Source organism: Cobetia sp. 5-25-4-2, assembly GCF_013374075.1.
Taxonomy (GTDB): Bacteria; Pseudomonadota; Gammaproteobacteria; order Pseudomonadales; family Halomonadaceae; genus Cobetia; species Cobetia marina.
Map to the genome: position 1 here is coordinate 190368 of NZ_BLWK01000006.1, position 14906 is coordinate 205273.

Below are 14906 nucleotides of genomic sequence, written 5' to 3' on the forward strand. Positions count from 1 at the left end.
AGCTAGCTCGCAGAAGCCGGCGGTCGACAAGACGCATATCCAGCCATTAAGAAGATGGCTGCCAACCGTGGTAAGCGAGCCCGGTTAACTACTTATGGTAGAGCAGATGACAATGACTCAATTCGAGAAATTCTCACAAGACGTCGATCCTTTTGTTCTCGAGTCGCTCGAGAATATGCGCAGAAAGCTGCTAGACATTACCAGCAGAAATCGACTACTTAACTTTCCAATTGATCAAAAAGGTAGCTCACTTCGTATCGTGAATGAGCTGCCAGATCAATTGTATCAGAACTTGATTGATGAAAAGGGTATGCAGTTTGCTGCCGTACCCGACCCACAATATAAACAGCTGCTCAAACATGGATACCTCACGACTGAGGAAGATGGCAGCGAGAAGCGATTGAAGCCGGACCCGACTGCACGCGAGTGGGCAAAGGTATTGGGCATTGATAACAGTTACGACCTGCCCCACCCAGACAAGCATCACACCAAGCCCGAACATTGTGATAGTGACATCCAGGTCCTGTTGTTTCCTCAGGAAATGGAATCCAGACTACGTGGAATCCGAAACAAGTCCCAAACTGCAATTGAAGAAACCGGTACGGGTGTTCTGTATCTTGCGCTGGGTTTCCTGGAATGGTTTGAATCACCGAATTCAGACAAGAGTCGACTCGCTCCGTTGTTTACCATTCCAGTGATGCTGGAAAAAGGCAAGCTGAATGCCAACGCTGGAGTGTACCGGTACCAGATCAAATATACCGGCGAAGACATCATTCCCAACTTGTCATTACAGGTAAAGCTAGCCAATGACTTTGGTATTGATTTGCCAGATCTTGAAGAAAATATGTCACCCGAGAAATATCTTTCATGGGTAGAAGACATTATCTCGAAAACTCATCCTAGGTGGTCAGTCAAGCGCTATGCCTCCTTGGCTTTACTCAACTTTGGCAAGATGCTGATGTACCTGGATCTTGATCCGGCACGCTGGCCTCTGGACGGTCGCAATATCACTCAACATCCAGTGGTAACCCGGTTCTTTACCAGCGTAGAGACAAGTGCCAACGAGGGTGGAGGTGGCACTGGACTGGAGCATGAAATAGATGAGCTTGGTGACATTCATCAGCGTTTCCCGCTTATTGATGATGCTGACAGCTCACAACATAGTGCTTTGATCGATGCTGTGGACGGTCATAACCTGGTGATTGAAGGCCCACCGGGCACCGGTAAATCGCAGACCATTACCAATCTGATTGCTGCCGCCATGCTAAGCGGCAAGAAAGTATTATTCGTTGCCGAAAAACTGGCGGCACTGGAAGTCGTCAAGCGTCGACTCGACAAAGCCGGCTTGGGCGATTTTTGTCTGGAGCTTCACAGCCACAAGTCGCAGAAGCGGAAAGTCCTTGAAGAGATAAATTCCCGCATCGTGGGTCAGTCAAAGCTACAGAGCCCCCAAAAAATTGATGCCGAAGTAGCTCGCTATGAAGAACTGAAAAATCAACTCAATGATTATGCCAAAGAAATAAACGGGATCTGGGGTGCCACAAACAAGAGCATCCATGATATTTTCAGCCGGGCTTCACGCTACCGCCGCCAGTTGACTATTGATCCTACACGCTTACATGTGACTGGCCTTTCTGGGAAAAGCCTCGATGAGGTGAAGCTACTCAGACTACGCGATCAGATAAAAACATTCACGGGGATTTATGCTGAAGTTCGCCAACAAGTCAGTGAAAATGCAGCTATATATGATCACCCTTGGAGTGGCGTGACCAATACCGACATTCAGATCTTTGATAGCGAGAGAATAGTCCTGTTACTGAGTAGCTGGCAGAAAACGCTGGCTCAGCTTATCGACACCACTGAACACTTGGTATCACGCTGGCAGCTTGACTCGAATACACTACAAACGCTGCCAGAACTTGACTGTCTTAATCAAGATTTTTCAATATTGCCGGAACTGAAAGGCCAAGAGTGCTTCCCGGCCTTGAGAAGACTGAATCAAGAAACCATAGATGATGTTGAGCGCAATATAAATGACTTCATCACTCTCCAAACCCTGTATAAAGAGTTAGCTCCAGAACTGGTTCGGGATAAACTGACTTTGCTTATGAACGGGGAGATACCACCGGCATTCACTGACCCTGTAACTGCTTTCGGAGCATCAACGCAGTTATTGCTATCGGATATAGTGAAGTCCGTAATCCACCTAACCAAAGTCTCAAACGAGCTAGATGAATATCTCGTCAAGCAACAAGAGTTGAAGACTGCGCTGCCGGAGCCACTTGCTGCTCTCCTGACCAACAGCAAGGAAGGACTGTCTGCTTTCATCGAACTGATAGAGCTTACCGATGAACTTCCAGGCGAGCTTGTCAAACTTCGGTCAAGTCGTTTCGACGATGATGAAATGGATGCGATTCTTGCAAATTTGAAGCAGCAACTGCAGGAGCTCCTCCCACTACGAGCTACATTGCGCAACACTTATCGTCTAGACGCACTGCTCCCGCAGGAAGATTTGCAAAACATGCAACATCATCTTGCCAATGCAGGCATGTTCAAATGGTTCAATAGTGACTGGCGTACTGCTCGAAAAAACCTAAAGAGCATGGCGAAGAGTCCTGACACCAAAATAGCGGAATTGGTCGAAAAGCTGGATACCTTGATCAAATATTCTGAGCAGGTCGGGCATCTGGAAAGAAGCAATTTCAGCAAGCTTCTAGGAGAGCTCTATGCCAGCCTGGATACAGATATTGAATCACTGCTGATACTCAGAAGTTGGTATCGCCAAGTTCGAGAGGTTTATGGCATTGGCTTTGGCCCAAGAGTCATAGCAGGGACTGCTTTGCTCGACCTTGACGCTCAAGTGATCAAGGGCATCCAGCAACTTCATAAACAAGATGTCGTCACTTCCATTCGTGACACCATGACCGGCCTCGAGCAGACATTGGGACTCTACTCAAAACTGCAACAATCATTCAGTGACAGGGAACAGCTGACAGGTGCCTCGGGGCAAATTCAACAGGTCATCATGTCTCTTTCGACAGTGCTGGAAACGACTCTGGCCTGGGTGTTGAAACAGGATATTTCTTTACTAGAGCTGCAGCAGAGAGTGTCGCAGCTAAAGCAATTATCCTCGCTGCAACAGCACCTCAGCCATGACCCGCTGGTCTCCTCTCTATTTGGAGACGTAGCCCCATTGTACTGGGGGGCGAGCAAGGACAATCAGGCTGCTCTCACCACGATTCAAAGCACATTGTCCTTTGCCAGAAAACTGCAACATCTCTCGGCAAGCTCGCTGGTTCATGCCATTAAAGAGATGACATCAACTGAAGAATTCCAGCAATTACAGCGCGATGCGCTTGACTATCAACAACAATGGCAACAGCAGGAGTCGGCCTATCATAATTTTGCAGAGGCCACTCAACTTGATAAAAAGCTCTGGCTTGAATCATCCGACTCTACCCTCATTGGCATTACGAAACGTAACGATAGAGCCATCTCAAATCCTCGCTGGCTGAATGGCTGGGTCAACTTTGTTCGCTCAGAGCATGAGATGTTCGCTAATGGCCTGGAGAAAATCTGGAAGGAAGTCATGGCAGGCAATCTCCTCATCGATCAGGTCGATGAAGGTCTGTCGCTGGCAATCCATGATCAGTTGGCCAGAGAGATCATTGCGGCCAAACCGCACCTGGCAAGAATCTCCGGTCTCAGCAAAAATCAGGATCAGAAAACATTCCGTCATTACGACAAGAAGCTTCAAAAGCTCCAGCGAAAGCGTATTGCCAGCATCATCGCCCATAGAAAGATTCCCGAAGGAGTATCTGGTGGACGAAAGTCGGAGTATACCGAGCTTGCATTGATCAAGCATGAGCTGGGCAAGAAGGCGCGGCATATTCCTATCCGGCAATTGATCAACCGTGCTGGTAGAGCTCTGCAGGAGCTCAAACCTTGCTTCATGATGGGACCCATGTCTGCAGCCCACTATTTGCAACCGGGTGAAATACAATTTGATCTGGTAGTGATGGATGAAGCCTCTCAGGTAAAACCTGAAGACGCCCTGGGTGTCATTACTCGAGGCAGTCAGTTGGTGGTCGTGGGAGATCCCAAACAGTTACCGCCTACCAGTTTCTTCGACCGCTCCGATGTATCAGGTGAAGAGGAGGATGTGGCGGCAATGGTGCAGACTGACAGTATTCTGGATGCTGCTCTCCCCTTGTTCCCCATGCGGCGCTTACGCTGGCATTACCGCTCGCAGCATGAGCACCTGATTGCTTACTCCAACCGCCACTTTTACGACAGTGACCTGGTGGTATTCCCATCACCACATGCACAGTCGGAAGAGTTCGGCGTCAAGTTTACGCTTGTCAAGCAGGGGCGATTTGTCAACCAGCACAATATCGAAGAAGCCCGAGTCGTGGCAGAAGCCGTTGCCCGGCATGCGGTGCACAATGCACATGAATCACTGGGCATCGTCGCCATGAATTCCAAGCAGCGCGAGCAGGTTGAGCGAGCGGTGGATGAACTCTGCAAGACAAGCTCAGAGATCAGCAACGCCATTGATGCTCTGCGCAATCAGGAGGATGGGCTATTCATCAAGAACCTGGAAAACGTTCAGGGGGATGAGCGGGATGTCATCTTCATCTCCTTCACCTATGGCCCGGGTGAAGTCGGGGGGCGAGTCTATCAACGCTTTGGCCCGATCAACTCCGATGTTGGCTGGCGTCGACTGAATGTCTTGTTCACTCGCTCGAAAAAGCGCATGCATGTGTTCAGCTCCATGAAGTCTGAAGACATTCTAGTGAGTGAAACCACCAAAAGCGGTGTACGTGCCTTGAGTGGTTTTCTGCATTTCGCTGAAAAGGGGAATATGGAAGGCATCAGCTATTCCACCGGCAAGGCACCTGACAGTGATTTCGAGGTTGCAGTCATGGAGTCACTGCAAGCAGCCGGCTTCCAGTGTGAGCCTCAAGTGGGCGTAGCGGGATTCTTTGTGGATATCGCGGTCAGAGACCCAGGCAACCCGGGGCGCTATCTCATGGGCATCGAATGCGACGGCGCGACTTACCACTCAGCGAAGTCAGCCAGAGACCGAGACCGTCTGCGCCAGGAGGTGCTGGAACGCCTGGGATGGCGCATTCGACGCATCTGGTCCACCGACTGGTTCAGTAACCCAGATGGCGAGCTGGGACCGATCATTCGTGAGCTTGACCAACTGAAAACCGCAATTGAACAGCGGCCATTTACTACTGAAGCGGTTGCTGTCGAAGTGAATGAGCAGCTCGAATCAGTTGCTCAGAGTCCAGGGTCGCAAGCGGTTGATTCAGGAGATCAGCCCTTGAGCCTGCGCCTTAAACGCTTCGCCGAACAAGTGATTGAAGAGGCTTTCCCAGATACACCGGCCGAGCGCCGGCTATTGAGACCAGCAATGATAGAAGCGCTGGCCGAGCACCAGCCCTGCTCACGTTCAGAGTTTGTCGAGATGATCCCCAAGTATCTGCGTGATGCTACCGAGCCCAAGGAAGCACATCGTTTTCTCGATAATATTCTGGAGATACTGGAAGGTAGCGAAGCAAGCACGAAGCTACTGCAATAACCCTACGCGACGGGCCTGTCATTGGCAGGCCTGCAATGGTATTGCTGGCGCTTCACCCTTCTCTGACAATCCGGATGATTGATTTTCACACGCGTTTTAGCCAATAAATCAACGTTAAAACGCCAAGCCTCGCAGGGAGCCCATGGAACACGACTCCAACTTCTATTTTCTCAGCGAACATGATCCGCTGTTCTTTCAACTGGCTCGAGCCGCCGAGCAGACCTTTGCCGGGGACCCCAACACCACACTCATCAAGCTGCGTCAGCTGGGTGAGGCATTGGCTCAGCATATAGCTGCTCGAATCGGCCTGGAGCTGGAAGAACGCACCACCCAGGCCGACTTGCTGCACCGGCTCTCTCGCGAGCTGGGGCTGGATCAATCCGTGCGGCAGATGTTTCATGTGCTGCGTATTGAAGGTAACCGCGCCACCCACGAGTTTCAGACCGGCCACAAAGAGGCGATGGATGCACTCAAGCTGGCCCGTGAACTGGCCGTCTGGTTCCATCGCGCATTTGGCACCGAAGGCGAAGAATTCAAGCCCGGTGCCTTTGTACCGCCCAAGGACCCCAGCGCCGAGCTGCGCCAGCTAACAGTGCAGATTGCTCAGTTGAACAGCCAGCTTGAAGGCACCAGCGAACAGCTGGAGCATCAGCAGCAGGAAACGGAAAAGCAGCAACAGCTGGCTGAGCTGAAGGCCCAGGAAAGCGCCGAATACGCTGAGCTTGCCAACCTGATGGACCAGGAAGCCAGATCGATGGCGAAGCTGGCTCAGCATCACGAGCAGGAACTGGCACGCCAGCAGGCGGCCTTTGAGGCTAGGCTCAAGGTCGAGCTGCAACAACAGGCGGAGCAGCACAAGGCTGTGGCAGAAGTTTCCCGCCGTACCCAGCAAGCCAGCAAGCAGCTCAACCTGAGCGAAGAAGAAACCCGCATTCTGATCGATATGCAATTGATCGAGGCCGGCTGGGAAGCCGACACCGAGCTTTTGACCTGGGGCAACGGCACTCGCCCGGAAAAGGGCAAGAACCTGGCCATTGCCGAATGGCCTACTCAGGGCAAGCAGGCTGCCGACTATGTGCTGTTTGCGGGCTTGACCCCGATTGCAGTGGTGGAAGCCAAGCGCAAGAACGCCGATGTGGCCGGGAAGATCCACCAGGCTGAGCGTTATTCCCGTGGCCTATCCATGCATCAGGGCTGGGAGTCTCCCTGGGCGATCGCGAAGTTGCTCAAGCCTTGGGATGACGGCAAGGGAGGCACTTTCCAGGTGCCTTTCGTGTATTCCTGCAATGGCCGCCCTTTCGTCAAGCAGTTGGCAGAAAAGTCCGGCACTTGGTTTCGTGATGTACGCGCCGTGGCCAATCTGGCCCGCCCTCTGCAGCAATTCCACAGTCCAGAAGGGTTGCTCGACAATATTACCCGCAGCAAGGGCGATGCCGAGGCCCGACTGGAGCAGGAGCCCTATGGCTACCTCAAGCTGCGCGACTATCAGCAAAAAGCCATTGAATCAGTAGAGCATGCTCTGTCACACGGCCAGCGCCAGTGTCTGCTGGCCATGGCGACCGGTACCGGCAAGACCCGCACCATCATTGGCTTGATGTATCGCTTCCTGAAGGCAGAGCGTTTCAAGCGAATTCTGTTCCTGGTGGATCGCACCGCCCTGGGCGAGCAGGCGCAAAACGCCTTTGACGATATGCCGCTAGAGCAGAACTTCCCCCTGAACAAGATCTATAACGTTGCCGAACTGGGCGACATGGCCGCCGCAAGCGAAACCCGCATTCAGGTTGCCACGGTGCAAGCCATGGTGAAGCGGGTATTTCAGTCCGACACTCCCCCGGCCATCGATGACTTTGACTGCATCATCATCGACGAAGCCCACCGCGGCTATACCCTGGACCAGGAAATGAGCGAAGGCGAGCTGGCCACTCGAGATGCCAGCCAGTATCTGTCCAGCTATCGACGGGTGCTCGATTACTTCGACTCGGTACGCATCGGCCTGACTGCCACCCCGGCCAAGCACACCTCTGACATCTTCGGTCGCCCGGTATACACCTATTCCTATCGGGAAGCGGTGGCCGATGATTGGCTGATCGACCATGAGCCCCCCATTCGCTATGAAACCTTGCTCAGCCAGCAAGGCATTCATATCGACAAGGGCGAGCAAGTGGAGGTCATCAACACCCACACCGGTGAGGTGGAGCTGGCCGAACTGGAAGACGAGCAACACTTTGAAGTGGAGGCATTCAACCGCCGGGTCATCACGGAAGATTTCAATCGCGTGATCTGCCAGCAGCTGGCCAAGGAGCTGGACCCCCTGGGCGACGAGAAGACGATGATCTTCTGTGCCACCGACCTGCATGCCGACATGGTCAAGCGGCTGCTTGATGAAGCATTCAAGGAGCAGTACGACGATGCCTACAACGAGGCCGCCGTTCGCAAGATCACCGGCCAGAGCGACAAGGTCAGCACCCTGATCCGTCAATACAAGAATGAGCGTTTTCCCAACATCGCCATCACCGTGGACCTGCTCACTACCGGCATCGATGTGCCGCCCATCTGCCATCTGGTGTTCCTGCGCCGGGTGAAAAGCCGCATTCTGTTCGAGCAGATGATGGGACGGGCCACCCGCCGCTGCGATGACATCGGCAAGACAGTATTCAAGATCTACGATCCGGTAGACATCTACGCCACCCTGCAAGACGTGAATTCCATGACGCCCCTGGTCAAGAATCCCAATGTCAGCCTGGAGCAGCTGGTGATGGAACTGACGGATGATGAGGTCATGGAACACGCCATGAGCGCCCCCGGCACCCTGGCCGATCAGTCTCATGCCGATGACCTGCTCAACACCCTCTGTCAGAAGGTGATGCGCATTACTCGCAAGGCGACCAGCAAGGCCGAAACCCAGCCCGAACTCAAGCAAAAGCTCATGGAACTGGGTGACGAGTGGGGTACCCAACCTGATAAACTTCACCAGCATCTCCATGAGCTGGGCCCGACCGGTGCTGCAGGTTTCATGCGTCGTCACGGTGGCCTGCTCAATAGCCTGGCCGAAGTCAAGATGCTGCTGGGCTCAGAGCGCAGTCCGATTGTCTACTCAGGTGCTGATGAGTTCAAATCTCGCACTCAGAGTTATGGCTTGCATGAAAAGCCCGCCGATTATCTGGACAGCTTTGACGACTTCATTCGCCAGCAGCTCAACCAGTCGGCCGCCCTGGGCGTGGTGGTAAACCGGCCAAAGGATCTGACCCGCGAGCAACTCAAGGAAGTGCGACTGCTGCTCGACGAGAACGGCTTCAGCGAGGCCAACCTCAATAGTGCCTGGAGCAACAACAGCAACCAGGACATTGCGGCCAGCATCATCGGCCATATTCGCCGAGCGGCCATGCGCGAAGCGCTGGTGCCCTTCGCCGAACGCGTGAACCAGGCCATGGCGCATATCTATAGCACCCACGACTGGACCCCGAAGCAGCGCAAGTGGCTTGACCGGCTGGCCAAGCAGCTCACTCACGAAGTGGTGATTGATGAGCAGTTCATCAATCAGGCCTTCGCCCGTGATGGGGGGGCCAAGGTGCTCGACAAGCAGCTCGATAATCAGCTGACGACCGTGCTCGATGAGCTGTCCGAGCAGCTGTGGAAAGTGGCCTGAGCGTCAACATGAATCATTCAAGACTGAGAACTCGATGACCAATAACGAAATTGTCCAGAAGCTGTGGAATCTGTGTGATGTGCTGCGCGATGACGGCATCAACTACAGCGACTATGTCACCGAGCTGGTGCTGTTGCTGTTCATCAAGATGGAACACGAAAACACCGAGGCTGGCCTGCTCAGCAAGCATGCCCTGCCGGAATACTGCCGCTGGCCGGACCTCACCAGTCAGAGCGGCCTGCCCCTGCTCAACGATTACAAGCAGATATTGCTGGATCTCTCCAAGAGCCGTGACAGCCTGATTGCCGCCATTTACGCCGATGCCCAGACTCGGCTGCGTGAACCTCGCCATCTGGAGCAGATGATCACCACCCTGGATGCCATCGACTGGTTCAGCGCCCGCGCCGATGGTCTGGGGGATCTCTATGAAGGCCTGCTGGAAAAGAACGCGGGTGAAACCAAGTCCGGTGCCGGCCAGTATTTTACCCCCCGTGCCCTGATCGACAGCATGGTGCGTTGCCTCAAGCCCCAGCCCGGTGAAGTGATTCAGGACCCCGCTGCGGGGACCGGCGGCTTCCTGATTGCCGCCGACCGCTACATCAAGGACCAGACCGACGATCATTACGACCTGAATGCCAAGGCCCAGGCATTTCAGCGCAATCAGGCTTTTGTTGGCGTCGAGCTGGTGCCGAGCACCCGTCGATTGGCGCTGATGAACTGCCTGCTGCACGGCATGGAAGGCGATGACGAAGGCGTGGTGCATCTGGGCAACAGCCTGGGACAGGTGGGCATGCAGCTGCCCAAGGCCGATATCATGCTGGCCAACCCGCCGTTCGGCACCGCCAAGGGTGGCGAGGCCAGCATCAGTCGAGATGACCTCACCTACCCCACCAGCAACAAGCAGCTGGCCTTCCTGCAGCATATCTACCGTGGGCTCAAGCCCGGTGGCCGCGCCGCCGTGGTACTGCCCGACAACGTGCTGTTCGAGGCCGGTGCCGGTACCGATATCCGTCGTGACCTGATGGACAAGTGCAACCTGCACACCATCCTGCGCCTGCCCACCGGTATCTTCTACGCCCAGGGGGTAAAGACCAACGTACTGTTCTTTACCAAAGGCAGCGCCACTGACCCGCGCCAGCAGGAAAACTGCACGCAGAATGTCTGGGTGTATGACCTGCGCACCAATATGCCGAGCTTCGGCAAGCGCAGCCCCTTCACGGCAAAACACCTGCAGCCGTTTGAAGGCGTATATGGCGAGCAGCCCGATGGCACCAGCTCCCGCACAGAAGGCGAATGGAGCTTTGGCGCTGAACAGATTGAAGTCACCGAGACCGCAGAAAACCAGGATGTCGCTCAAGACCTCGCCACCAGCCGCTGGCGCTGTTTCAGCCGTGATTGGATTCACGACACCAAAGGCGATTCGCTGGATATCAGCTGGCTGAAAGACAACGACAGCGTCGATGCCGCCAACCTGCCCGCGCCGGATGTACTGGCCGCCGAGGCCATGAGCGAACTGACTGAAGCCCTGCGCGAGCTGGATCAACTGTTGCAAACGCTGGGTGCGGGGGATGAGGCGAATAGTCAGAAGCGCCTGCTGGGTGATGCATTGGGGTTGGAGGCCAAGGTATGACTTATGCAACGACCCCTGGCGGTTGGATAACCACCAAGCTTGGTACTGTTTTAGATTTTAAATACGGGAAGTCTTTACCAGCGAAAACTCGTGATGGTGTTGGCTTCCCCGTATATGGCTCAAATGGAGTTGTTGGATTCCATTCTGCACCATTAATACCACATGCGGGTATTGTTGTGGGTCGTAAAGGAAGCTTTGGTGAGGTGCATTTATCACTACAACCTTTTTCCCCAATCGATACCACCTACTTCATCGATGAGTTTGGACCACAGATAATAAAGTTTTGGTTCTATCACTTAAAACATCTACCGCTCACTCAACTAAATCGAGCGTCTGCTATTCCTGGTTTAAACCGAGAAGATGCTTATGGCCTTGAGGTACCGCTTCCCCCCCTCGCCGAACAGCGAGAAATCGCTGACCGCCTGGATACCCTGCTGGCACAGGTGGACACGCTCAAGGGCCGCCTCGACGCCCTTCCGGCCATCCTGAAGCGCTTCCGCCAGTCCGTGCTGGCTGCTGCAGTTAGCGGCAAACTGACGGAGGAATGGCGGGCTAACCAAGTAACTTTATCCCAAATTTCTATTTCAGAAATTAAAGACTATTGGTTTAATAAATATTCCAATAAAGAAAAATATTACAAAGTGCCGAGTTTAGATACTAAACAGCAACAAATGTACGACTTACCCGAAACATGGCAGTGGTGTCAGCTTGGTAACATCTTTGACGTGCATGTTGGGTCGACACCTAGTCGTAAGAACAAAGATTATTGGGGAGTAGGAGTCAATTGGGTTAGCAGTTCTGAAGTAGCTTTCTGTAGAATCAAAGAAACAAAAGAAACGATCACTTTAGCAGGCATGGAAAACTCTTCTACTAAACTTCACCCACCTGGGACCGTGATGTTGGCGATGATCGGCCAAGGGAAAACGCGCGGCCAGCCAGCCATATTGGATATTGACGCTTGTCATAACCAAAATACTGCAGCTTTGCGAGTTCCAGAAGCATACTGTGTACCAGAGTATCTTTATTACTTCTTGTACCAAAGGTATGAAGAAACACGTAGAGTAGGATCTGGTAATAACCAGCAGGCAATGAATAAAAAGATTGTGCAGTCGTTAGCTTTTCCTTTGCCCACCAAAAGAGAGCAGACCGAAATCGTCCGTCGGGTTGATCAGCTGTTTGCCTTTGCCGGTCAGGTCGAGCAGCGGGTGAAGGAGGCGCAAGGCCGGGTAAACAATCTGACCCAGTCGATTCTGGCCAAGGCATTTCGCGGCGAGCTGACCGCCGAGTGGCGTGAGCAGCACCCGGAGTTGATCAGTGGTGAGAATTCGGCTTCCGCACTGCTGGCGCGCATTCAAGCCGAGCGTGCGGCTCAGGCACCGGTCAAACGTACTCGCAAGAAGAAGGTCAGCGCATAAGGCCTGTGCGCACCTTTGTCGCATGACGTGATGAGGGAGTCACTTCCAACGCTCGCCATGGTGACAGCAAGCCAAGACACCGCTGTTCATGTCTCTAGGCCCCACGGCCCTGCCCTCGCATGAGGTGCAGGGCCGTGTCACGTCTGATGCACGTCTTTTTCGTCACCTGCCAGGAATGGAATGGCGGGTCTTGCGCCCTCGACGCCGACAGAGCCCTGCTGTGCTGACAACGACCTACTAGGCTGAAGTGTGTGTCACCACGTTTCCCCAAGGCGTACAGCGTCCATCGGAAGCGAACAGGATCACGACAGACAGGAGCGACGCATGCCAGCCAGTTTCCACGACCACCTCAGCCGTCAGATCAATGCGCTGCATGAAGAAGGCCTCTACAAGCAGGAGCGCGAGATCACCTCGCCCCAGCGTGCCAGCATCCAGGTTTCCGCCAGCGATGAAGACGAGGGACAAGGCGCCCAGGTCATCAACTTCTGCGCCAACAACTATCTGGGCCTGGCCGATAGCCCCGAATTGATTGCGGCCGCGCAACAGGCGCTGGAGCGTGATGGCTTCGGCATGGCCTCGGTACGCTTCATCTGCGGCACCCACCATCAGCATCGCGTGCTGGAAAAGCGCCTCGCGGCCTTTCTGGGCATGGACGATGCCATCCTCTATTCCTCGTGCTTCGATGCCAATGGCGGCCTGTTCGAGACACTCTTCGGCCCTGAAGACGCCATCATTTCCGATGCGCTCAACCACGCCTCCATCATCGATGGCGTGCGGCTGTGCAAGGCCAGCCGCTATCGCTATGCCAACAATGACATGAGCGAACTCGAGGCCCGCCTCAAGGAGGCGGACGCGGCTGGCGCACGCTTCAAGCTGATCGCCACCGACGGTGTCTTCTCGATGGATGGCGTGATCGCCAATCTCAAGGGCATCTGCGAGCTCGCCCGCCGCTACGACGCGCTGGTGATGGTGGATGACTCCCACGCCACCGGCTTTGTCGGCGACAACGGGCGTGGCAGCCACGAATATCATGACGTGATGGACCAGATCGACATCATCACCACCACCTTCGGCAAGGCGCTGGGTGGTGCCTCGGGCGGTGTGACGGCCGCGCGCGGACCCATCGTCGAGTGGCTGCGCCAGCGCTCACGCCCCTATCTATTCTCCAACTCGCTGGCGCCGCCGATCGTGGCGGCGACCCTCAAGGCGCTGGACAGAATCGAGGACAGCGCCGAGCCGCGCCGTAAGCTGTGGGAGAACGTCGAACGCTTTCGCACCGGCATGCAGGCCGCCGGCTTCACACTCGCGGGCGCCGGCCACGCCATCATTCCGGTGATGATCGGCGATGCACGCCTGGCGGGCGACTTCGCCAATCGGCTGCTGGAGGCCGGCATCTACGTGATCGGGTTTTCCTATCCGGTGGTGCCCAGGGGACAGGCGCGCATTCGCACCCAGCTCTCGGCGGCGCATACCCCGGAGCAGATCGACACGGCCGTCTCGGCCTTCACGCGCATCGGTCGCGAGATGGGCGTGATCGGGTCTGCGACGGGAGGTGATGCATGAAGGCGCTGGCCAAGCTCAAGCCCGAACCCGGGATCTGGATGACCGAGACGGCGGTGCCGGAAATCGGCCACAACGATGTGCTGATCAAGATCCGCAAGACCGCGATCTGCGGCACGGACATGCACATCTATCAGTGGGATGAGTGGTCACAGGCGACCGTGCCGGTGCCGATGGTCACCGGTCATGAGTATGCGGGGGAAATCGTCGCGCTGGGCAGCGAGGTGCGGGGTTACGAGATCGGTGATCGGGTCTCCGGCGAAGGGCACATTACCTGCGGCCATTGCCGCAACTGTCGCGCGGGGCGTCGCCATCTGTGCCGCAATACCGAGGGCGTGGGCGTCAACCGTCCGGGTGCCTTCGCCGAATATCTCGCCCTGCCCGCCTACAACCTCTTCAAGCTGCCGGATGAGATCAGCGATGACCTGGCGGCCATCTTCGACCCCTTCGGCAATGCCGTGCATACGGCGCTGGCCTTCGATGTGGTCGGCGAGGACGTGTTGATCACCGGCGCCGGGCCCATCGGCATCATGGCGGCGGCGGTCATCCGCCATATCGGGGCTCGCCACGTGGTGATCACCGACGTGAATGACTATCGACTGGCACTGGCCGAGCGGATGGGCGCGACCCGCACCGTCAATGTCAGCCGCGAATCCCTGAAGGAGGTGATGGCGGAGCTCGACATGCATGAGGGCTTCGATGTAGTGCTGGAGATGTCCGGCGTGCCGTCAGCCGTCGGTCAGATGCTCGATGTCATCAACCACGGCGGCAAGATCGCCATGCTGGGCATTCCGCCCGGCGAGATGGCCATCGACTGGACCAAGGTCATCTTCAAGGGGCTGACCATCAAGGGCATCTATGGCCGTGAGATGTTCGAGACCTGGTACAAGATGGCCAGCCTGATCCAGTCTGGGCTGGATCTCTCGCCCATCATCACGCATCGATTGCGCGTCGATGACTTCCAGCAGGGCTTCGAGATCATGGGCTCCGGTCAGTCGGGCAAGGTAGTGCTCGACTGGGGCTGAGGGCTTTTGCTCGATGGCTCCCCCACGCCAGTCAGCTCCC

6 protein-coding genes are annotated in these 14906 nt (G+C 55.2%); all 6 read left to right on the top strand.

The window, feature by feature from the left end:
• Positions 1 to 112: 112 nt before the first annotated feature.
• The 6 genes from hhe (at position 113) to tdh (ending at position 14866) form a co-directional block, all read left to right on the top strand.
• On the top strand, positions 113 to 5590 hold the full coding sequence (gene hhe, locus HXS65_RS13525; RefSeq protein WP_218015093.1) for a DUF4011 domain-containing anti-phage protein Hhe: 5478 nt from the start codon (positions 113 to 115) through the stop codon (positions 5588 to 5590).
• 142 nt (positions 5591 to 5732) lie between these two features.
• Positions 5733 to 9236, top strand: a complete 3504-nt coding sequence (hsdR, locus tag HXS65_RS13530) for a type I restriction-modification system endonuclease (protein ID WP_176494145.1) — start codon at positions 5733 to 5735, stop codon at positions 9234 to 9236.
• A 34-nt stretch (positions 9237 to 9270) separates the two neighbouring features.
• The gene (locus HXS65_RS13535) at positions 9271 to 10866 is read left to right on the top strand and encodes an N-6 DNA methylase (protein WP_176494146.1); all 1596 of its coding nucleotides are present in this window, start codon (positions 9271 to 9273) and stop codon (positions 10864 to 10866) included.
• Positions 10863 to 12281 (top strand): restriction endonuclease subunit S, encoded by a 1419-nt coding sequence (locus HXS65_RS13540; RefSeq protein ID WP_176494147.1) that lies wholly within the window; start codon positions 10863 to 10865, stop codon positions 12279 to 12281. The genes HXS65_RS13535 and HXS65_RS13540 overlap by 4 nt, the downstream gene beginning before the upstream one ends.
• 324 nt (positions 12282 to 12605) lie before the next feature.
• A complete protein-coding gene (locus HXS65_RS13545) occupies positions 12606 to 13844 on the top strand; it encodes a glycine C-acetyltransferase (RefSeq protein ID WP_084208398.1) in 1239 nt (412 codons plus the stop codon).
• A complete protein-coding gene (gene tdh / locus HXS65_RS13550) occupies positions 13841 to 14866 on the top strand; it encodes an L-threonine 3-dehydrogenase (protein ID WP_176494148.1) in 1026 nt (341 codons plus the stop codon). The genes HXS65_RS13545 and tdh overlap by 4 nt, the downstream gene beginning before the upstream one ends.
• The last annotated feature ends 40 nt before the right edge of the window (positions 14867 to 14906 follow it).